The sequence below is a fragment of the Azospirillum sp. genome (assembly GCF_035627195.1).
Classification (GTDB): Bacteria; Pseudomonadota; Alphaproteobacteria; order Azospirillales; family Azospirillaceae; genus Azospirillum.
Window position 1 is genome coordinate 1 of the sequence record NZ_DASPMG010000038.1, and the last position, 21,120, is coordinate 21,120.

General features: G+C 70.9%; 18 protein-coding genes and 1 tRNA gene. 8 read left to right on the forward strand and 11 right to left on the reverse strand.

What is annotated here, in order from left to right; genetic code table 11:
• Window positions 1-212: 212 nt before the first annotated feature.
• The 6 genes from VED21_RS02980 to paaK all read left to right on the forward strand — a co-directional run bounded on the left by VED21_RS02980 (window position 213) and on the right by paaK (window position 6,560).
• Entirely contained in the window at window positions 213-980 is a 768-nt protein-coding gene (locus tag VED21_RS02980; protein WP_324880821.1) for a Phenylacetic acid catabolic protein, read from the forward strand.
• Window positions 981-1,160: 180 nt separating this feature from the next.
• A complete protein-coding gene (paaG, locus tag VED21_RS02985; protein WP_324880822.1) occupies window positions 1,161-1,952 on the forward strand; it encodes a 2-(1,2-epoxy-1,2-dihydrophenyl)acetyl-CoA isomerase PaaG in 792 nt (263 codons plus the stop codon).
• Window positions 1,952-3,493, forward strand: coding sequence for a 3-hydroxyacyl-CoA dehydrogenase PaaH (gene paaH / locus VED21_RS02990; protein WP_324880823.1), 1,542 nt, complete (start codon window positions 1,952-1,954; stop codon window positions 3,491-3,493). Before paaG ends, paaH begins: the two co-directional genes overlap by 1 nt.
• Window positions 3,486-3,929 (forward strand): hydroxyphenylacetyl-CoA thioesterase PaaI, encoded by a 444-nt coding sequence (gene paaI, locus VED21_RS02995; protein ID WP_324880824.1) that lies wholly within the window; start codon window positions 3,486-3,488, stop codon window positions 3,927-3,929. Before paaH ends, paaI begins: the two co-directional genes overlap by 8 nt.
• A gap of 17 nt (window positions 3,930-3,946) precedes the next feature.
• The gene (gene pcaF / locus VED21_RS03000; protein ID WP_324880825.1) at window positions 3,947-5,149 is read left to right on the forward strand and encodes a 3-oxoadipyl-CoA thiolase; all 1,203 of its coding nucleotides are present in this window, start codon (window positions 3,947-3,949) and stop codon (window positions 5,147-5,149) included.
• A 103-nt stretch (window positions 5,150-5,252) separates the two neighbouring features.
• Window positions 5,253-6,560 carry a phenylacetate--CoA ligase PaaK gene (gene paaK, locus VED21_RS03005; protein ID WP_324880826.1) on the forward strand — a complete coding sequence of 436 codons (1,308 nt, stop codon included), beginning with the start codon at window positions 5,253-5,255 and terminating at the stop codon, window positions 6,558-6,560.
• A 155-nt stretch (window positions 6,561-6,715) separates the two neighbouring features.
• On the opposite strand, the gene VED21_RS03010 is transcribed toward paaK, so the two are convergent.
• Both VED21_RS03010 and VED21_RS03015 read right to left on the reverse strand, forming a co-directional pair.
• Window positions 6,716-8,824, reverse strand: coding sequence for an alpha-galactosidase (locus tag VED21_RS03010; protein ID WP_324880827.1), 2,109 nt, complete (start codon window positions 8,822-8,824; stop codon window positions 6,716-6,718).
• 92 nt (window positions 8,825-8,916) lie between these two features.
• Window positions 8,917-9,243 carry a DUF2892 domain-containing protein gene (locus tag VED21_RS03015; protein ID WP_324880828.1) on the reverse strand — a complete coding sequence of 109 codons (327 nt, stop codon included), beginning with the start codon at window positions 9,241-9,243 and terminating at the stop codon, window positions 8,917-8,919.
• 203 nt (window positions 9,244-9,446) lie between these two features.
• Here VED21_RS03015 and VED21_RS03020 point away from each other — a divergent pair, with 203 nt between their 5' ends.
• The gene (locus tag VED21_RS03020) at window positions 9,447-11,993 is read left to right on the forward strand and encodes an ATP-binding protein (protein WP_324880829.1); all 2,547 of its coding nucleotides are present in this window, start codon (window positions 9,447-9,449) and stop codon (window positions 11,991-11,993) included.
• 8 nt (window positions 11,994-12,001) lie between these two features.
• On the opposite strand, the gene VED21_RS03025 is transcribed toward VED21_RS03020, so the two are convergent.
• The 9 genes from VED21_RS03025 to VED21_RS03065 form a co-directional block, all read right to left on the reverse strand.
• A complete protein-coding gene (locus VED21_RS03025) occupies window positions 12,002-12,418 on the reverse strand; it encodes a hypothetical protein (RefSeq protein ID WP_324880830.1) in 417 nt (138 codons plus the stop codon).
• A 74-nt stretch (window positions 12,419-12,492) separates the two neighbouring features.
• The gene (locus tag VED21_RS03030) at window positions 12,493-12,741 is read right to left on the reverse strand and encodes a hypothetical protein (RefSeq protein WP_324880831.1); all 249 of its coding nucleotides are present in this window, start codon (window positions 12,739-12,741) and stop codon (window positions 12,493-12,495) included.
• A 2-nt stretch (window positions 12,742-12,743) separates the two neighbouring features.
• Entirely contained in the window at window positions 12,744-13,106 is a 363-nt protein-coding gene (locus tag VED21_RS03035; protein WP_324880832.1) for a hypothetical protein, read from the reverse strand.
• Between the two features lie 150 nt (window positions 13,107-13,256).
• Window positions 13,257-13,331 (reverse strand) — tRNA-Thr (locus VED21_RS03040).
• 81 nt (window positions 13,332-13,412) lie between these two features.
• Entirely contained in the window at window positions 13,413-15,350 is a 1,938-nt protein-coding gene (locus VED21_RS03045; protein ID WP_324880833.1) for a nucleoside-diphosphate sugar epimerase/dehydratase, read from the reverse strand.
• Window positions 15,351-15,368: 18 nt separating this feature from the next.
• The gene (locus tag VED21_RS03050) at window positions 15,369-16,313 is read right to left on the reverse strand and encodes an NAD-dependent epimerase/dehydratase family protein (protein ID WP_324880834.1); all 945 of its coding nucleotides are present in this window, start codon (window positions 16,311-16,313) and stop codon (window positions 15,369-15,371) included.
• 170 nt (window positions 16,314-16,483) lie between these two features.
• Window positions 16,484-17,473, reverse strand: coding sequence for a glycosyltransferase family 4 protein (locus VED21_RS03055; protein WP_324880835.1), 990 nt, complete (start codon window positions 17,471-17,473; stop codon window positions 16,484-16,486).
• Window positions 17,470-18,660 (reverse strand): glycosyltransferase family 4 protein, encoded by a 1,191-nt coding sequence (locus VED21_RS03060; protein ID WP_324880836.1) that lies wholly within the window; start codon window positions 18,658-18,660, stop codon window positions 17,470-17,472. Before VED21_RS03060 ends, VED21_RS03055 begins: the two co-directional genes overlap by 4 nt.
• A complete protein-coding gene (locus tag VED21_RS03065; protein WP_324880837.1) occupies window positions 18,647-19,630 on the reverse strand; it encodes an SDR family NAD(P)-dependent oxidoreductase in 984 nt (327 codons plus the stop codon). Before VED21_RS03065 ends, VED21_RS03060 begins: the two co-directional genes overlap by 14 nt.
• 295 nt (window positions 19,631-19,925) lie before the next feature.
• On the opposite strand from VED21_RS03065, the gene VED21_RS03070 reads away from it, so the two are divergent.
• On the forward strand, window positions 19,926-21,098 hold the full coding sequence (locus VED21_RS03070) for a hypothetical protein (RefSeq protein ID WP_324880838.1): 1,173 nt from the start codon (window positions 19,926-19,928) through the stop codon (window positions 21,096-21,098).
• Window positions 21,099-21,120 lie beyond the last annotated feature (22 nt).

The following is a 21,120-nucleotide window of genomic DNA, read 5'->3' on the forward strand; positions in this document are numbered from 1 at the left end:
AGCGCGCGTTTCCACCTTCCGTCCCGATGATGATCAGGATGTCCGCCATGCCCAACGTTGCGCCCAGCCGCTGCACTATCTTGCCGATAATGACAGTTTAACCCGCGAACGGACTTTTGTGATACCGTTTTTTGTGTTACAAGCAAAAAACTGTATCTAAACGTACGGGTGCCAGGAGGGCGGGCGAACCGCTCCGGGCTTTGGGAGAGAACATGTTCAGGAACGAGGCGGACCTCGTCGCGCACGTCGCGGCGGGCGGCACCATCCCCGTCACCGCCGACCTGCCCGCCGGCTACCGGGCGGAACTGCTGCGGCTGATGGCCGGCTTCGTGGACAGCGAGCTGGCGGGTGCGGCGGGGCTGGCCGACATGATCAACCGCGCGCCGGGCCTGCGCGAGCGGCGCACCGCGGCGCGCATCGTGTCGGAGAAGTTCGGCCACGCCGAGACGGTGCTGGGCCTGATGCAGCGCTTCGGCGTCAACCCGCAGCTCTACGTGCGCTCGCACTGCTGGACGGCGCGCTTCGACCGGCACATGGACTTCGGCAACCGGCGCATCGGCACGGACAAGCGGCTGAACGTCTTCCATTATCCCGTGGAGGGGTGGGTGGACGTGCTGGTGCTGACGCTGCTGATGGGCTGCGCTGCTGCCCCGCAGCTGGGGGAACTGGCCGGCTGCTCGTACGAGCCGCTGGCGGCGGCCATGGGCGAGGTGGCGGAGCGCGAGGCGGTGCACGTCCAGCTGGCCGGCAAGGCGCTGGAGCAGGGCCTGGCGGAGCTGGACTGCGCGGCCTCCGCGCGGGCGTCGGTGGCCTACTGGTACCCGCGCGTGGTGGACACCTTCGGGCGCATCGATTCCGACCGGGTGGACCTGTACCGCCGCTATGGCCTGCGCCGGCGCAGCAACGCCGAGCTGCTGCGCCAGTGGGACGCCACCGTGCGCCCGCACCTGGAGGCGCTGGGCTTGCCGGCGCCGGTCTGAACGCCAAAGTGTTACACTATACGGTTCGGTATTGAGAAAAACTGTAACGCGTTTGTGGGTAATGCCGGCGGGCCTTCCGCGCTTCGCGGCGGAGGCGTAGGGTTGGCGGGCCAAGCAAACGCAGAACGGGCAAACGAAACAAGGGATGGAAACGATGACGACGCTGAGCGGAGGTGCGCTGTGACCTATTCCACCATCCTGTTCGAGGTGGCCGAGGGCGTGGCGACGCTGACCTTCAACCGGCCGGACAAGCTGAACAGCTTCACCACCGAGATGCACGCCGAGGTGCGCGACGCGCTGGCCAAGGTGCAGGGCGACCCGTCGATCCGCTGCCTGCTGCTGACGGCGGCCGGGCGCGGCTTCTGCGCCGGGCAGGACCTGTCGGACCGCGCGGTGGCGCCGGGTGCCGCCATGCCGGACCTGGGCGAGTCGCTGGAGAAGAACTACAACCCGCTGGTCCGCGCGCTGCGCGGGCTGGAGTTCCCGGTGGTCTGCGCCGTCAACGGCGTGGCGGCGGGGGCGGGCGCCAACATCGCGCTGGCCTGCGACATCGTTCTGGCCGCGCGCTCGGCCAGCTTCATCCAGCCGTTCTGCAAGCTGGGCCTTGTGCCGGATTCCGGCGGCACGTGGTTCCTGCCGCGCCTCGTGGGTTCGGGCCGCGCCACGGCGCTTGCCATGCTGGGCGACAAGGTGTCGGCCGAGCAGGCGGAGGCCTGGGGCATGATCTACAAGGTGGTGGACGACGCGGCGCTGCAGGACGAGGCGAAGAAGCTCGCCCGCCATCTGGCGACGCAGCCGACCAAGGGGCTGGCGCTGATCAAGCAGGCCATGCAGGCGTCGGCCACCAACACGCTGGACGAACAGCTGGACCTGGAGCGCGACTACCAGCGCCAGGCCGGGCGCACGCAGGACTACCGCGAGGGTGTCGCCGCCTTCACCGAGAAGCGCGCGCCGAAGTTCGAGGGCAAGTGATGGCGGCGCTCGACCGGTCGGCGACCGTGGCCGTCATCGGCTGCGGCGCCATGGGGCAGGGGATCGCGCAGGTGGCGGCGCAAGGCGGCCACCCGGTGCTGCTGTTCGACGCCCGGCCCGACGCCGCCGCCAAGGCGGTGGAGAGCATTGCCGGCGCGCTTGGCAAGCTCGTCGAGAAGGGCCGCATGGCGGCGGACGAGTGCTCCGCCGTTGTGGCCCGGCTGCGGCCGGTGGGCGGCTATGCCGAGATGCACACGGCCTCGCTGGTGGTCGAGGCGATCGTCGAGGACCTCGCCGTCAAGCAGGCGGTGTTCCGGGAGGTGGAGGCGGCGGTGGCCGCCGACGCCATCCTGGCCAGCAACACCTCGTCCCTGTCCATCACCGCCATCGCCGCCGCGCTGAAGCGGCCGGAGCGGTTCGCGGGCCTGCACTTCTTCAACCCGGCGCCGCTGATGGCGCTGGTCGAGGTGATCAGCGGTGTGGCGACGGATCGTGCGATGGCGGAGACGCTGTTCGACACCGCCAAGGCGTGGGGCAAGGCGCCGGTGCATGCGCGCTCCACCCCCGGCTTCATCGTCAACCGCGTCGCCCGGCCGTTCTACGCCGAGGGGCTGCGGCTGATGCAGGAGGGGGCGGGCGATCCCGCCACCATCGACGCGGTGATGCGCGAGGCCGGTGGCTTCCGCATGGGGCCGTTCGAGCTGATGGACCTGATCGGGCATGACGTGAACTTCGCGGTCACGCGGTCGGTGCACGCGGCGTACTTCGGCGACCCGCGCTTCCAGCCCTCGCTGATCCAGCAGGAGCTGGTGGAGGCCGGACGCCTGGGCCGCAAGAGCGGGCAGGGCTTCTACCGCTACAAGCCGGAGCCGGAGACCCCGGCGCCGCATACGGCCGGCACCGGGCCGCGCCCGGCCGGCGTGAAGGTGAAGGGCGGCCTGGGGCCGGCGCAGGCGCTGGTGGACCTGATCCGCGGCGCCGGGCTGGAGGTGACGGAGGAGGCGTTCGACGCCGAGGGCGCCTCGGACGAGACCGGGCATCTGGTGGTGGACGGCGTCACGCTGGCGCTGACCGACGGGCGCACCGCCACGCGGCGGGCGGAGGAGGACGGCATCGCCGACCTCGTGCTGTTCGACCTGGCGCTGGATTACGCCAAGGCCGGGCGGATTGCCATCGCGGCGGCGGATCAGGCGTCGGCGGACGCGGTCGCCACGGCGGCCGGGCTGTTCCAGGCGCTGGGCAAGGCGGTGTCGGTGATCGACGACGCGCCGGGCCTGATCGTCATGCGCACGGTCGCCATGCTGGCCAACGAGGCGGCGGACGCGGTGCTCCAGCGGGTTGCCTCCGCCGGGGACGTGGACATCGCCATGACCAAGGGCGTCAACTACCCGCGCGGGCCGCTGGCCTGGGCGGACGACATCGGGCCGGGCCGCGTGGCCGCGGTGCTGGACGGCCTCGCCGCCGCGTACGGCGAGGACCGCTACCGCACCTCCGCGCTGATCCGCCGCAAGGTTTCGGGAAGGAAGGGGTTCCATGGCTGAGCGGACGCACACCGCCCAGGAGATCGCCGAGGCCGTCGGCCGCGGCATGTACGAGCGCGACTGGTGCGCCCAGGCGCACGGCATCGAACTGAAGGAGATCGCGCCGGGCTACGCCGTGATGACGATGACCGTGCGCAAGGACATGGTGAACGGGCACGACATCTGCCACGGCGGCATGACCTTCACGCTGGCCGACACCGCCTTCGCCTATGCCTGCAACGCCAACAACGAGGTGACGGTGGCCGCCGGCTGCCACATCACCTTCCCGGCCCCCGGCAAGCTGGGCGACGTGCTGACCGCCGTGTGCCGCGAGGTGCACCGCAAGGGCCGCACCGGCGTGTACGACGTGACCGTCACCAACCAGGACGGCGTGGTGACCGGCATCTTCCGCGGCCAGTCGGCGACCATCAAGGGCGCCGTCGTGGATCTGGCCTGACCAACGAGGAACACGCGATGACCGAAGCCTACCTCTGCGACGTGATCCGCACGCCCATCGGCCGCTACGCCGGGGCGCTGTCGGCGGTGCGCACCGACGATCTGGCCGCCGCCCCCATCAAGGCGCTGATGGAGCGCAACCCTACCATCGACTGGGCCGCCGTGGACGACGTGATCTACGGCTGCGCCAACCAGGCCGGCGAGGACAACCGCAACGTCGCCCACATGGCCTCCCTGCTGGCCGGCCTGCCGGAGGGTGTGGCGGGCACCACGGTGAACCGGCTGTGCGGGTCGGGCATGGACGCGGTGGGCATCGCGGCCCGCGCCATCAAGGCGGGCGAGGCCGACCTGATCATCGCCGGCGGCGTGGAGAGCATGAGCCGCGCGCCGTTCGTGATGGGCAAGGCGGACACGGCCTTCTCCCGCGCGGCGGAGATCTACGATACCACCATCGGCTGGCGCTTCATCAACCCGAAGATGCGCGAGCTGTACGGCGTCGACTCCATGCCGGAGACGGCGGAGAACGTGGCGCAGGACTACAACGTCAGCCGCGAGGACCAGGACGCCTTCGCCATCCGCAGCCAGCAGCGCGCCGGCCGCGCCATCGAGAGCGGGCGCTTCAAGCGCGAGATCGTTCCGGTCACCATCAAGGGCCGCAAGGGCGATGTCGTTGTTGATACGGACGAGCACCCGCGCCCGGAGACGACGCTGGAGGCGCTGGCGAAGCTGAAGCCGGTCGTGCGCAAGGACGGCACGGTGACGGCCGGCAACGCGTCGGGCGTCAACGACGGCTCCGCCGCGCTGATCGTCGCGTCGGAGGCGGCGGTGGCGAAGTACGGCCTGACGCCGCGCGCCCGCGTGGTCGGCATGGCGGTGACCGGCGTGGCCCCGCGCATCATGGGCATCGGCCCGGCGCCGGCCTCGCTGAAGCTGCTGAACCGCATGGGCCTGACCATCGGCGACATCGACGTGGTGGAACTGAACGAGGCGTTCGCCGCGCAGGGGCTGGCGGTCATGCGCATGCTGGGTCTGCCCGACGACGCGGAGCACGTCAACCCGAACGGCGGCGCCATCGCGCTGGGCCACCCGCTGGGCGCATCGGGCGCGCGGCTGGTGCTGACGGCGCTGCACGAACTGGAAGAGAGGAAAGTCCGCCGCGCCTTGTGTACAATGTGCATCGGCGTTGGGCAGGGCATCGCGACGGTGATCGAGCGCGTGTGACGCCCAAAGCCCCTCTCCCTTGACGGGAGAGGGGGGAGGGGCTCCAGACACCCCAGTGCCAAAGAACAACGGGCCGCAAAGGCCCTCATGGGAGAGAAACGCAATGTCCGTGATCCAGGCGCCGCTCAAGCACGAGTTGGACCACTACGAGACGGCGAGCCGCGATGAAATCACCGCGATGCAGGTCGCGCGGCTGAAGTGGTCGCTCCAGCACACCTACGCCAACGTCCCGCACTTCAAGCGCAAGTGCGACGCCAAGGGCGTCCACCCCGGCGACTTCAAGGAACTGAAGGACCTCGCCCTGTTCCCCTTCACCAAGAAGGACGACCTGCGCGAGACGTACCCCTTCGGCCTGTTCGCCGTGCCGATGCAGGAGATCGTGCGCCTGCACGCCTCTTCCGGCACCACGGGGCGGCCGACGGTGGTGGGCTACACCCAGAACGACATCGACATGTGGGCGAACCTCGTCGCCCGCTCGATCCGCGCGGCCGGCGGGCGGCGCGGCGACAAGGTGCACGTCGCCTACGGCTACGGCCTGTTCACCGGCGGCCTGGGTGCCCACTACGGCGCCGAGCGGCTGGGCTGCACGGTCATCCCCATGTCGGGCGGGCAGACGGAGAAGCAGGTCCAGCTGATCCGCGACTTCCAGCCCGACATCATCATGGTGACGCCGTCCTACATCCTGAACATCGCCGACGAGATGGAGCGGCAGGGGCTGCGCACCTGGGAGACGTCCTTGCGCATCGGCATCTTCGGCGCCGAGCCCTGGACGAACGCCATGCGCGAGGAGATCGAGCGCAAGTTCGGCATCGACGCCGTCGACATCTACGGCCTGTCGGAGATCATGGGGCCGGGTGTGGCCAACGAGTGCGTCGAGACCAAGGACGGCCCGGTCATTTGGGAGGACCACTTCTATCCGGAGATCATCAACCCGGAGACGGGCGAGGTTCTGCCGGATGGCGAGTACGGCGAGCTGGTGTTCACCACGCTTACCAAGGAAGGCCTGCCGATGATCCGCTACCGCACGCGCGACCTGACGCGGCTTCTGCCGCCGACGGCCCGCAGCATGCGGCGCATCGACAAGATCACCGGCCGTTCCGACGACATGATGATCATCCGCGGAGTCAACGTCTTCCCCACGCAGATCGAGGAGATCATCTGCAAGGATCCGACGCTGGCCCCGCATTACGAGCTGATCCTCACCCGCGACGGGCACCTGGACAAGCTGGCCGTGCGCGTGGAGACGGCGCCGACAAACCATGGGGCGGAGCCGTCGGTGCAGGCCAAGACGCTGCAGCACCACATCAAGTCCTACATCGGCATTTCCACCAAGGTGGAGATCTGCGAGCCGGGCACCATCGAACGCTCCGTCGGCAAGGCGAAGCGGGTGCGGGATCTGCGGGCGAAGTGACCAACAAGCCCTTCTCCCCTTGAGGGAGAAGGGTTGGGATGAGGGGGCATTACCGCCGGCAGGCGGGACAAAGACTCTTTCTCCGGGCTGCCGCCCGTAACCACCCTCACCCCAACCGCGACGCCCTTCGGCGTCGCCCCCTCGAGGGAGAGGGGCTATTGAGTTCTTTCCGCCAGCAGGACCAGGGCGATGTCGGGCAGCATGAGGGGCAGGCGCAGGCCGTAGGCGGCCAGTTGCGCGCCGGTGAAGGTCAGGCCTTCGCGGGCGCGCGGCAGGGCGGCGGCGATGCCGTCGGGAACGCCGTCGGGGACAGTGATCCGGTAGACGGACCGCGGGTCGAGGCCGGGCAGGCGGAGGTGGATGGGCTGCACCTTCGTCGCCAGACGCGCCACCAGGAACAGCGCCTGTCCGCCGTCCGGCGCCACCACGCCGTGGCCGGCGGCCTCCACGCCGTCCAGGTCCAGGCGCACCGGGCGGCCGCCGTGCAGCAGGGCGCGGTGGCGTTTGTGCAGCGCGATCCAGCCGGACAGCTCGGCCAGTTCCTCGTCCGACAAAGCGCGGATGTCCCATTCCACGCCCATGGCGCCGAACAGCGCCACGGCGCAGCGGAAGGACAGGTCGTTGCGCCGGCCGGTTACCGTGCAGCGCTCCCGCCCCACGTGGCTGCCCATCACCTCGGGCGGGAAGAACAGCGAGAAGCCGCGCTGGATCGCGACGCGGTCGTGCGCGTCGTTGCTGTCGCTGGGCCACACGCGCTCGGTGCGCGCCAGGATGCCCCAGTCGGCGCGGCCGCCGCCGGATGCGCAGGTCTCGATCTCCACATGCGGGTGGCTGGCGCGCAGCCGCTCCAGCAGATCGTAGAGCGCCAGCACGTGGCGCCGCCATGCGGGCTCGCCGCCGCTGGCCGCCGGGGCGGCGTCGCGGTTCATGTCCCACTTCAGGTAGGCGATGTACCCTGGCGCCAGCAGCGCGTCGAGGCGGGCGAAGACGTGCTCCGCCACCTCTGGCCGGCCGAGGTCGAGGAGGTACTGGCGCTTGGGCGCGGGATCGCGGGCGCCGGGCAGGTCGAGGATCCAGTCGGGGTGGGCGCGGAACAGGTCGCTGTCGGGGTTCACGTATTCCGGCTCCACCCACAGGCCGAACTGCATGCCCTTGGCCTGCACGGCTTCGGCCAGCGGGCGCAGGCCGTCGGGGTACTTGCCTTCGTCCGGCCACCAGTCGCCCAGGCCCGCGGTGTGCCCGTTGCGGCCGTGGAACCAGCCGTCGTCCAGCACGAAGCGCTCCACGCCGACGCGCGCGGCGCGCTCCACGAGGTCGAGGAGGGCGGCGCGGTCGTGGTTGAAGTAGACCGCCTCCCAGCTGTTGAAGTGCACCGGGCGGGGGCCGAGGCGGCGCGGCAGGATGCGGGCGCGGACGTGCGCGTGGGTGCGCGCCATCAGGCCGTCCAGCCCGTCGGGGGCAAAGACGGCGTAGGCGGGCGGGCTGCGGTAGGTCTCGCCGGGCGCCAGCACCACCTCGCCGGGGTGAAGCAGCTCGCCCAGCTGGACGACGCGGGTGCCGTCCGGCAGGCCGTCCACCAGAACGCGGTGGTTGCCGCTCCAGCCCAGGTGGAAGCCGTAGACGCCGCCGTGCCGGTTGCCGAATCCGCCGGGGCCGAGGATCACGGCGGGGAAGCTGTCGTGCGAGGTGCGGCCGCGGCGGTTCTCCCGCACCAGGGTGCCGGCGCCCAGGGCCACGCGGCGCTCCTGGAACTCCTGCACGTAGGTGCCCTCGAAGACCAGCGCCTCGTCCAGGAAGCCGGGCAGCGGCAGGCAGAGCGACGCGCACCAGTCCAGGCGGTAGGGCTCGGCCGCGCGGTTGGTCACCTCCGTGACGGACGTCAGCACGCCGGTCCCGGCGTCGAGCGTCAGGGCGGTGGCGGTGGCCAGCGTGCCGTCCTCGCTCTCGTGCGCGATGCGGGCGATGCCCGGACCTTCCTGGACGCCGGAGACCACGAGGCGCGGCGCCCAGCCGCCGTGCGCGTGGCGGCCGGAGAGAGCCGGCTGGCCCCAGTAGCCCCAGCCGGCCACTGGCATCAGCGGCGGCATGCCGGGGGAGTCCAGGCCGGTGCCGGGCTGCGTGGCGGCAAGGCCGCTCAACGCGTTCATGTCATCCGGCAGGGCGGGGCCCCAGTAGAGCAGGCGTGCCGTGGCGCCGACGCCCAGCGCCACGCTGGTGCCATTGCCTGTCAGGCCGCCCGTCAGATGGACGATCCGCTCCGCCATGCCGTACCCCTCCGCCGGTCCTGCGCGGGCGGAGTGTGCCCCAGGCGCGGCGCGGAGCGAAGCGTCACATCGCCATCAACCCATCAGGGCCATCAATCCATCGCGGGCACGTGCCGCTGGACCGCCGGGTGGGTCTGCGGCTGCTCGTCGTGGTCGACGTATTCCTGGCGTCCGCCGTGGCCCAGGGCGTGGCCACCCTCCATCATCGACTTGACCGGGCAGTGGCCGCTCATGCCGCGGGCGACCAGGGCGGCGCCGGCAAGGCCCATGAGGGCGCCCGGCAGGCCCGCACGGTTGACGCCGGCCGCGGCCAGGATCAGCCCGAAGCCGGACGAGGCCACGCGCTCCATGGTCGACATGTTCGGCTCGCCGCCGAACACCTGGTCGTAGGTGTCGCGGATCATGGTTTCGACGCTCATCGCAAATCCCCTCCCTCGGTTGGCGCCTTTCGCAAACCGTGCGGTGGCGCCGGAGGTTCCAGGGGCGGGTCCCTATCTCCGATGGGCAGGTCAAACATAGTTAACTAGCAATTAACCATGTTTGGCGAAGATCCGAATGTTCGGACCTGGCGGCGCAGCGGCGTACGCGACCCGACCCAGCGCGGCACGGACGACGCTTCCTGATGACCCTGCTCACCCGGCTCTTTCTCCTCGTCGGCATCACCCTTCTGCCCGCCATCGCCATCCAGGCCTACAGCGAGCTGGACCTGCGCCGCACCCGCATGGACGAGGTGACGGCGACGACGGGCCGGCATGTCGAGCTGATGGCGGACGAACTGGCGCGCATCATCGACGGCGGGCGGCAGCTGGTGGTGGCGCTGTCGCAGGTGGAATCGGTGCGCAAGCTGGATTCGGTGCGCTGCAACGATCTGGTCGAGCGGCTGAAGATCCAGTTCCCGCAATACGCCCTGATCGACGTGATGGACGTCGGCGGGCAGGGCATGTGCGCGGGCGAGCCGGGGACGCGCAACAACGTCGCCGACCGGGCATGGTTTCAACGCGCGGTGCGCAACGACGGCTTCGCCGTCGGCGACTATGTGTTCGGCAAGCAGAGCCGGCGGCGCAGCCTGCACGTCGCCTATCCGGTGCACGACGATCTCGGGCGGCTGGTGGGGGTGGTGGGAGCGGCGCTCGACCTCGATTGGCTCAACCGCTACATGGCCGAGAAGCCGCTGCCGCCGGGCATGGCGCTGCTGATCGCCGACCGCAACGGCACCCTGCTTGCCCGCCAGCCGGAAGCGGTGGAGACGGTCGGCACCGCGATGCCGGCGGCGTTCATGCCGCTGCGCGGCAGCCGCGAGGTCGGCACGCTGGACACCGACGCGATGGACGGCGTGCGCCGCATCGTCAGCCACATCGCGCTGAGGGGCGGGGCGCAGGGGCTGTTCGTCGCCGTCGGGCTCGACCGCGAGCTGGCGTTCGCCGACGTCACGAAATCGACGTGGCGCGGCATGCTGCTGATCGCCGCCGGGCTGGTGCTGGCCATGGTGTCGGCGTGGCTGGGGGCACGGCTGCTGCTGCGTCCGGTGCGCGCGCTGGAGACGGCGGTGGCGCGCTGGGCCATGGGCGACCTGTCCGCCCGCGCCCGGCTGTCCGGCGGGCGGGACGAGCTTTCGGCGCTGGGCCACGCCTTCGATGCCATGGCCGACGCGGTGCAGGATCAGGCGGCCCTGCGCGATCAGGCGCACGCCGCCGCGCGCAAGCGGGCGGAGGTGCTGGACTGCACCAACGACAGCGTGCTGGAAGTCGACCGCGACTGGCGCATCGCCTTCATGAACGAACGCGCGCGGACGCTGCTGGGCGGCGGGCACGACTTCATCGGCATGGACCTCTGGCAAGCGTTTCCCGGTGCCGTGGGCAGCGCCTTCGAAGAGAACGCCCGGCGGGTGATGGAAGGTGGCGGGGCGGCGGAGTTCGAAGCGTTCTCCACCACGCACGGGCGCTGGTACGCGGTGCGCGCCTTCCCCTCGCGCGAGGGGTTCGCCGCCTACCTGCAGGACGTGACCGACCGCCACAACGCGGGCGAGGCGCTGCGCGCCGCCAAGGAGGAGGCGGAGCGCGCCAACCTCGCCAAGACCAAGTTCCTGGCCGCCGCCAGCCACGACCTGCGCCAGCCGATCCAGTCGCTGTTCTTCTTCTCGGCGGCGCTGGCGCGCCACGTGCACGACGAGCGCGGGCGGGACATGCTGACCATGCTCGACCGCGGGATCGACACGCTGAAGGGGCTGCTGGACAGCCTGCTCGACGTCTCCCGCCTGGACGCGGGCGTGATCGTGCCGCAGGTGGGGGATGTGGCGCTGGGGCCGCTGCTGGAGCACATCGGCGCCTCCTACACCCCGGTGGCGGAGAGCAAGGGCCTGTTCTTCGCCGTCGTCCTGTCCGGCGACGTGACGGTGCGCAGCGACGCCACGCTGCTGGGCCGCATGGTGCGCAACCTCGTCGAGAACGCGGTGCGCTACACCGAGCGCGGCGGCGTGCGGCTGGAGTGCGTGGTGGAGGCGGGGCAAGCGCGGATCACCGTGCGCGACAGCGGCATCGGCATCCCGGCCGAGCACCTGGAAACCATCTTCCAGGAGTTCCACCAGGTCGCCAATTCCGAGCGCGACCGCGGGCAGGGACTGGGGTTGGGGCTGGCGATCGTGAAGCGGCTGTCGCGGCTGCTGGTCCATCCGGTGGCGGTGCGGTCGGCACCGGGGCAGGGATCGATGTTCACCGTGACGGTGCCGCTCGCCCCCGCCGCGGCGCAGCCGGTGCGGGGTGCGGTGGTGGCGCCGGCCGCGCCGGCCGCCGCCGGGCGGTTCGTGGTGCTGATCGACGACGACGCCATCGTGCTGCTGGGCCTGCAGGCGATGTTCCGGGAGTGGGGCTGCGAGGTGCTGATCGCCGGCTCGGCCGAGCAGGCGCTGGAACGGCTGCGGGGCAAGGGGCGGGCGCCCGACCTGATCGTCGCCGACTACCGCCTGCGCGCCGGCCGCGTCGGCACGGAGGCGATCCTGGCGATCCGCGAGCAGGTCGGCCACGTGGTGCCGGCGGTGCTGCTGACCGGCGAGACCGGCCCGGAGTGCCAGCAGGACGCCACCGCGCACGGGCTGGGCATCGCCCACAAGCCGGTCACCCCCCGCCAGCTCCAGGGCGAGCTGGAGCGGCAGTTGACGATGGCGGCGGAGTAGCGTCGGCGTCAGTACGCGGTCACCCGCAGGACGTCCATGCACTGGGCGACGCCGCCGTTCGTCTCGTCGGCGCAGTAGAAGGTGACGCTGGCGCACGCGGTCAGGGTGGCGCTGGTGCCGTTGGCGGGGGGCAGCGAGACCAGGAAGGCGCCCTTGGGCGCCAGCGGCGTCGTGACGGAACTCGTGGTGACGGGAGAGTCGCAGCGGCCGTACCTGATCGAGTGCTGCACGCTCAGCTTCAGGTTGGTGGCCGATTCCACCCGCAAGGTGCCGATCTTTGGCGAACCGGTGTAGGTGATGCTGCAGCGCATGTTGAGCGTCATCGGGCTGCAAGTCATCGAATCGGCGGCGGCCGGGGCGGCGGCGCATAGCAGGCCGGCGGCGAGGCCGAGGGCCGGAATCAGGGCCTTGCGGGTGATGGACATGGTCGCTCCCACGGTTGGTGACGTGCCCTTGGTCACCGGAGCGGGGGACAAGTTCCCGAAAAAAAATGCCGGGCTCACGCCTCCAGCACCGTCTCCACCTCCGGCATGTCGGACAGGCGGGAGGCCAGCTTGTCCGTGCAGCGGATCTCGACGATGCCGAAAGCACCGTGCGGGATGATGCGGTCCAGTTCGCCGGCCATGCCGTTGTCGGAGACGAAGCGCTTCAGGCGGTCGATCATCACGTCGCGCTCCGACCGGCCGCGCAGGCCGGAGGTGATGCGCGCGAAGTGCACCTTGTAGGTGCGGAACTGCGCCCGCGCCATGGCTATTCCGCCTCTTTGGTCGCCGCCTTGGTCTCGGCCTCGATCAGGTCGAGGATGCGCTTCAGCGCCGGGCCGCCCAGGGGCGATTCGAGCGTCAGCTCGCGCGCCCACTTGTGCAGCCGGCCGATGTGGCGGCGCTTGGCGACGTGGTCGTCGTCGCCGGGGCTGAAGGGTTCGACCCAGGGGCCCTTGTAGAAGCCGCCCTTGTAGTGGAACTGGCGCTTGCCGTCGGCGCGCCACTGGCTGCCGTCCGACAGCTCCATGCCCTTGCCGTTGGCGAGGAAGCGGGTGACCGTGGCGAGGCTCTGCGGCCCGCCCTGGCTGGTGTGGATCGTGACCTTGTCGCCGATCTTGAAGTCGCTCATGGCCCTGGGGATTCGTAGGTTGGGTTGAGCGTCAGCGAAAACCCAACAGCGTTTGGCACCGCGGAACGTTGGGTTTTCGCTGACGCTCAACCCAACCTACAGCATCGCGCGTGCAGGTGGAACTGTGGGAATGTTTTCTTGGGAGGGGAATGGTGCTGCCAGAGAGGATTGAACTCTCGACCTCTCCCTTACCAAGGGAGTGCTCTACCACTGAGCTACGGCAGCCCGTCCGCTGGGGTGGCGCGGTTTATACGATAAGGTTTTCGACCGCGCAAGCCCTTTATGATAGGAACGTGTTCTCTCCGGTCAGCCCCGCGCGCCGGCCGGCACCTCGTCGGCGCCCGCGCCTTCCTCGGTGCGGTATCCGGGCACGATGGTGGCGAGCTGGGCCAGCACGCGCTCCTCGTCGCCGGCGCGGGCGGCGGCTTCCAGCTCGGCGGCGGCGCGGTTGATGAGGGCGTAGTCGATGACGCCGGGCGACGCCAGGAAGACGCCGTCGGCCTCCGTGCGCGTCGGCGCCTCGGCCGCCGAGAGGATCTCCTCGAACAGCTTCTCGCCGGGGCGCAGGCCGGTGAACTCGATGCGGATGTCCACCTCCGGCCGGAAGCCGGCGAGGCGGATCATCTGGCGGGCGAGGTCGACGATCTTCACCGGCTCGCCCATGTCCAGCACCAGCACCTTGCCGCGCTCGTCGGCGCGGTCCACGCCGTGGGCGGACGCCTGGAGCACCAGCTCCACCGCCTCGCGCACGGTCATGAAGTAGCGGCGCATGTCCGGGTGCGTGACGGTCAGCGGCCCGCCTTTGGCGAGCTGGCGCTGGAACAGCGGCACCACGGAGCCGGAGGAGCCCAGCACGTTGCCGAAGCGCACGGTCATGAAGCGGGTCGGCGATTCGCCGGGCGTGGCCGGCGGCAGCAGGTCGAGCGCCTGGCAATAGCACTCGGCGAAGCGCTTGGTGGCGCCCATGGCGCTGGTCGGGCGGATCGCCTTGTCGGTGGAGATCAGCACCATGGCGAGGCTGCCGCTGGCCCGCGCCGCGTCGGCCACGTTGCGGGTGCCGATGACGTTGGTGAGCGCCCCTTCCGGCGGGTTCATCTCGACCAGCGGCACGTGCTTCAGCGCGGCGGCGTGGAAGACCAGGGCCGGGCGGTGCTGCTGGAACAGGCGCTGCACGCGGTCGCGGTCGCGCACGTCGGCCAGCACCGTGTGCAGGGCCAGCGACGGGTAGCGCCCGCGAATCTCCAGGTCGATGGTGTAGAGGTTGAACTCCCCGGCATCGACCAGGACCAGCGATTCGGGGGCCAGCGCGGCGATCTGGCGGACCAGTTCGCTGCCGATGGTGCCGCCGGCCCCGGTGACCAGCACGCGCCGGCCGGTGACGAGGCCGGTGATGGCGCCGCTGTTCAGCACGGCCTGCGGGCGGCCCAGCAGGTCCTCGATGGCGATCGGGCGCACCTCGATCTTGCCTTCGTCCAGCGCCGACTTGAATTCGGTCAGGCTGGGCAGGCGGGACAGGGTGAGGCCAAGCTGCTCCGCCTGGTCCAGCAGGTCGCGCACGGGGGCGCCGGCCAGCTCCGTCTGCTCCTTGGTCAGGATCAGGCGCTGCGGACGCTCGCCGCGCCGTTCCAGGCGGCGCACCACCTCGGCCATGTCCTCGGGCGCGCCGAGGACGGGGACGCCGCGCACCGACTGGCCGATGCGGCGGTTCTTGTCGTCCAGCAGGCCGACGACGCGGTACATGGAGTGGTTGTTGGTCTGCGAGCGGATGAACAGCTCCGCCGCGTCGCCCACGCCCAGCAGCAGCACGGGGATCTGCGGGGCGGACGCCGCGTCCTCCAGCCCCAGCCGGCGGTCCTTCAGCAGGCGGTAGGCGAAGCGCGGGCCGCCCAGCAGCACCAGCAGCACGAACCATAGGATGAGCGGCATGGAGCGGGGCAGCGCGTCCAGCCGCGTCAGCAGGAACATCGCCAGCACGAAGATCAGCACCGCCACCGTGACGGCGCGGATCAGCTGGGCCAGATCGGGGATGGAGGCGTAGCGCCAGATGCCGCGGTACAGGCCGAGCTGGCGGAACACCACCGCCGCGATCGCCACCATGATCGGCGCGCCCAGCGTCAGCACAGTGGCGTACTGGTCGAACGCCAGCATGCCGACGCGCAGGTACAGCGCCACCACGAAGGCCACGCCGGTCATCACCAGATCGTGGGCGTAGACGAGAAAGGCCCGTGGGGACGGGATGCGCATCAGAAACAACCCTGCGTGCTACTGGACGGCGCCAGCTTTGAACCATTCGGCGGTGGCGCGCAAGCCGGACGCGGGCGGGCAGGGCGGCGACCAGCCCAGCGTTTCCCGGATGCCACGGTCGTCCAGCTCCAGCGAGCCGGCGACCCGGTCGTACGCCGCCATGCGCCCGGCGAGCGTGGCGCCCAGCTTCAGCAGCGCCGGCGGACAGGGGAACAGGCGCGGCGCCACGCCCAGGCCGGCGCTGAAGGCGCGGATCAGGTCCGCGGTGGAGAGTGCGGCGCCGTCGCTCAGCACGAAGGTGCGGCCGGGGGCGGCGGGATGGACGAGGCAGAGGGCGATGGCGTCGGCGAGGTTGCCGACGTGGATCAGGCTGCGGCGGTTGCGCACGGAGGCCAGCGGCAGCGGGACGCGCCGGGCGCACAGCCTAAGCAGCGTGCGCAGGTTGCCGGCGACGCCGGGGCCGTAGACCAGCGGCGGGCGCAGGATGACGGGTTCGAGCCCGGCTATCCCGGCCAGCGCCTGTTCGGCTTCCCGCTTGGAGACGCCGTAGGGGGAGTGCGGGTCGGGCGGGGTGGAGTCGCCGATGGGCTCCGGCCGGCTCTCGTCGGTGACGGCCTTGATGGAGCTGAGATAGACGAAGCGCTTCACGCCGCGTGCCGCCGCCGCTTCGGCGAGGCGGCGGGTGCCGGTGGTGTTGACGGCGCGGAACGCGGCCAGCGGGTCGGCGGCCGTGTCCTGCATCACGTGCACGCGCGCGGCGAGGTGGACGACGGCGTCGACGCCGTCCAGCGCTTTCGCCCAGTCGGTGTCCGGGCCGATGTCGCCGACGGCGACGGCTTCCGCGCCGGGAACTGCCGCGTCCGGGCGGCGGACGGCGGCGCGGACGGTGTGGCCGCGGTCAAGGAGCAGCGGGACCAGGGTGCGGCCGACGAAGCCGGTGGCGCCGGTGACAAGGACGCGCATCTAGCGGACCCTTGGGGAGTGGGTGGGGGAGCGAAGGTCTTGCCCCCTCCCTAACCCTCCCCCTCTTCGAGGTGGAGGGGACTGCCGCCGCTTCGAGCAAAACCCTCCACCTCGAAGAGGGGGAGGGTGCCCGGAGCGCCAGCGGAGGGCGGGAGGGGGCAAAGCGTTCCTCACGCCGCCACCCGCTTCGCCCGCGCGAGGTTCGCCAGCAGCAGCAGCACGACCGCGGCACCCGCCGGCACCGTCGCCCAGCCAACCTCCAGCGACGCCGCGGCCAGCGCCACCAGGGCGGCGTTGGCGGCGAGCACGGCGAGGACGACCTGGGCGTGGGTGCGGCCGCGCTGCGTGGCCTTCTGGTAGAAGTGCTCGCGGTGGGCCTGCCAGACCTTCTTGCCCTCGGATGCCCGGCGCAGCAGGGTGATGGTGGCGTCGGCCAGGAAGTACAGCGGCACCAGCAGCGCCGCCGCCCAATAGCCGTGCGCCGCAACGCCGAGCAGCAGCCAGCCCAGCAGGTAGCCCAGCGGCACGCTGCCGACGTCGCCCATGAAGACCTTGGCCGGGTGCCAGTTCCAGCCCAGGAAGCCCAGCGCCGCACCGGCAACCGCCAGCCCGTACAGGCCGAGCGCCGGGTCGAGCCCGGCGAGCGCCGCCACCAGCGCCAGCCCGCCGCCGACGGTGGCGGCCTCGCTGCCGGCCAGACCGTCGATGCCGTCCATGAAGTTGAACAGGTTGACGAACCACAGCCAGGCGAAGCCGGCCAAGGCGCGGTCGAGCCACAGCGGCAGCCAGCCCTGCAGAACCGGCTGGTCGGCGGGCAGGGCGGCCAGCCCGACGGCGACGGCGGCGACCTGCGTCAGGAAACGCGGGCCGGCACCCAGGCCGCGGCGGTCGTCGATCCAGGAGATGGCCATCAGCGCCGCCGCGGCGGCCAGCACCGGCACCACCTGCACCGGGTTGCCGGTCCAGACGCCGACCAGCGCCCAGGCCGGCAGCACGGTCAGCATCACGCCCCAGCCGCCGCCGCGCGGGGTGGGGATGGTGTGGCTGGAGCGGTCGTTCGGGTGGTCGAGGATGGCGCGGTGCCGCAGGTAGGCCAGCACGCGGCCGACCAGCAGCCAGGACGCGATCACCGTGAGGGCGAGGACGAGAGCTGCGGTCATGGCGTCCTCGGCTGCGGCAGGGGGGTGGCGCCGGGGCGGGCGGAGGCCAGCAGGGTGCGGTACAGCTCCACCGTCTTCGCACCCACCGCGTCGGCGGCCATGTCGCTTTCCACGAGACGGCGGCCGGCGGCGGCGAAGCGGTGGCGCAGGACGGCGTCGCGCGCCAGCGTGCCGATCGCTTCGGCCAGCGCCGGGGCGTCGTCCACCGGGACCAGCAGGGCGTTCTCGCCGGCACGCGCCACCTCGCGGCAGCCGGGCACGTCGGTGGCGACGATGGCGCGGCCGCAGCTGGCGGCTTCCAGCAGGCTCTTGGGCAGGCCCTCGCGCCGGGACGGCAGCACGGCGATGTGGGCGCGCGTCCACACGGTGCGCACGTCCGTGACGTGGCCGGCCAGTTCGACGCCGGGCAGGGCCTTCCATCGTTCCAGCTCGGCCGGCTGGATGGAGGTGGGGTTCTCCGGGTCCGGCGTGCCGGCCAGCAGCAGGCGGACGTCGAGCCCCTGCGCGCGGAGGATCTGGTGGGCCTCCACCAGCGGGCGCACGCCCTTGTCCTCCAGGAGGCGGCCGACGTAGCCGGCGACGACGGGCGGCGGCGGCTCCGGCAGGACGGCGAAGTGGCCGGTGTCGACGCCGGAGCCGCGGATCACCCACACGCGGTCCGGCGGCACGAGGCCGAGGCGCACGAGGTGGTCGCGGTCGTCGGTGTTCTGCAGCACCAGCAGGCTGTTGCGGCGCTTGAGGATGGTGCGCAACGCCGTGCGCGCCACGGTGCCGGCGATCCTGGACTTCAGCCCACCCTTGCCGAGGAAGGCGGAGCCCAGGCCGGTCAGCGCGTTGACCACCGCCGGCACGCCCGCCGCCATGGCGGCCAGCCCGCCCAGCACCACCGGTTTCAGCGACACGTGGTGCACCACGTCCGGCCGTTCGCGGCGGTAGAGGGATGCGATCTCGGCCACGGCGGACAGCGCCTCGCCGGGATGGACGCTGCGGCGGCGCCACGTCAGCGGCAGGACGCGGAAGCCCTCGGCGGCGATGCGGTCGGCGTGCTTGTCGACGCGGGTGGCCACGGCGACGTCGAAGCCGGCGTCGCGCGCCGCCCGCGCCATGGGCAGGCGGTGCGACCAGAAATACCAGTCCTCGGTGACGAGGTAGAGGAGCCGTGGGCGCCCGGACTCAGACGAGGCCATGGTACTCCTTGTACCACTGCACGAAGCGGGGCAGGCCGATCTCGATCGGGGTCTTCGGTTCGAAGCCCAGTTCGCGGCGGCTGGCCTCGATGTCGGCGTAGGTGGCGGGCACGTCGCCGGGCTGCATCGGCTCCATCTGCATCACCGCCTTCTGACCCAGCGCCTCCTCGATGATGGCGATGTAGCGCATCAACTCTTCGGTGTTGTTGTTGCCCAGGTTGAAGACGCGGTGCCGCACGCCCGATTCGTCGGGCGGCGCCGGGCGGTCCAGCGCCGCCAGCACACCGGCCACGATGTCGTCCACATAGGTGAAGTCGCGCCGCATGTTGCCGCCGTTGAACACGCGGATCGGCCGGCCGTGCACGATGGCGTCGGTGAACAGGTAGGCGGCCATGTCCGGCCGGCCCCACGGCCCGTACACCGTGAAGAAGCGCAGGCCCGTGGCCGGGATGCGGTGCAGGTGGGCGTAGCAGTAGCTGAGCATCTCGCCGGCCTTCTTGCTGGCGGCGTAGACGGAGACGGGCGTGTCCACCCGGTCGTCCACGGAGAAGGGCAGCTTGGTGTTGTTGCCGTAGACGGACGAGGTGCTGGCGTAGACGAAGTGCTGCAGGTTCGGCATGCGCCGCGCCGCCTCCAGCAGCACCACCTGGCCCATCACGTTGGTGTCGACGTAGGTGTAGGGGTTCTCGATCGAATAGCGCACGCCGGCTTGCGCCGCGAGGTGGACGACCCCCGTCACCTCCTTCAGCGCGTCGCCGATCTCCTCGATCAGGGCGCGGTCGGCGATGTCGCCCTTGATGAAGTGGAAGTGCTGGTTGTCGGTCAGCCGGGCAAGGCGCGCCTGCTTCAGCGCGATGGCGTAGTAGCTGTTCATGTTGTCGATGCCGAGCACTTCCTCGCCGCGCTCCAGCAGCGCCTTGGCGACGTGCGAGCCGATGAAGCCGGCGGCGCCGGTGACCAGAATCGTCATGTCCATCCATCCTTGCCGGCGCGTCAGCCGGAGCATCATGGGCCGGGCCTGCCGGGCGGCCTCGCGCCACCCACCCGCGCCGTTTTATGCCCGACCCGCGCCGCCGATGCCAGAGCGCAAACGCTGCGTTGCACGCGGGACGGCGGTGCGGCTGGCGTTGGGTGCCTGCCGGTGCACGCGTTGCGGCGCATTGTCCGTGTGCCGTGTAATGACGGCGTTGCTGGCTGACAGGTAATTCCCTCCATGATACTGTATGCCGCAGTGCAGCACGATAAATCCGGGGGAAATTATCGCCATGAACAACTATGGATGGGCGCGACCCGTCGCCTTCGCCGCCGTCTGTCTGGCCGCCGTCGTTGGCGCCGCGCCGCAGGCCAAGGCGGAGATCGCCGAGCTGAAGGCCAAGAAGATCGCGCTGTCGATCGACCGCAAGGACGTCTCGGTCTCCGGCATCTCGTCGGGTGCCGCCATGGCGCACCAGCTTCACATCGCGCGCTCGGCCGACCTGGTGGGCGTGGGCATGGTCGCCGGCCCGCCGTACCGCTGCGCCGACTACCTGAAGGGGAACCCCGCCTATCCGGTGACCAGCGAGATCACCGCCGTCGGCCTGTGCACCGCCTACTATGAGAAGCTGGGCATGCCGCTGGGCGCGATCGCCGCGCTGCCGATCGAGACGTCGCGTCTGATGGAGTTGGCCAAGGACGCCTTCGACCGCAAGAAGGTCGACGCGCAGGCCAACCTGTGCGGCGACCGCGTCTACCTGATCTCCGGCGGCAAGGACGACACCGTGCCGGCCAAGGTCAGCGACGCGACCAAGGCGCTGTACGGCGAGCTGATGGCGGGCTGCCCGGCCGGGCAGAAGGCCGACGCCAACCTGAAGGCGGTGACGGTGGACGGCATGCCGCACACCATGCCGACCGACAGCCGCCCGAACGGGCGCAACTGCTTCGCCGGCGCACCCTACATCGCCGACTGCGACGTGCCGGGCGCCCAGGACATCCTGAGCTTCCTGCACCCGGCCAAGGCCGCCGCCCCGCAGGCCAACCGCCCGGCCGATCCGGCCAACCTGATCGCCTTCAGCCAGACGAACGTGATCGGCGCCACCAACCCGCAGGGGCTGATGCACAAGACCGGCTACGTCTACGTTCCGGAGGCGTGCAAGACGGGTGCTGCCTGCTCGCTGCACATCGCGCTGCACGGCTGCCACCAGAACGAGGACATGATCAACAAGGAGAGCAAGGACCCGTCGCGCACCTACCTGTTCGCGCGCGACGCCGGCTACAACGACTTTGCCGAGCGCAACAACATCGTCGTGCTGTACCCGCAGGCGGCGGCCACCGGCATGACCGGCGGCAACCCGAACGGCTGCTGGGATTGGTGGGGCTACAACGGCACCGACTACTGGCAGAAGGACGCCCGCCAGATCCGCAACATCTGGAAGATCGTCGAGGCGCTGTCGAAGAAGTAAGGCCGGACTTCTTCAGCGACCC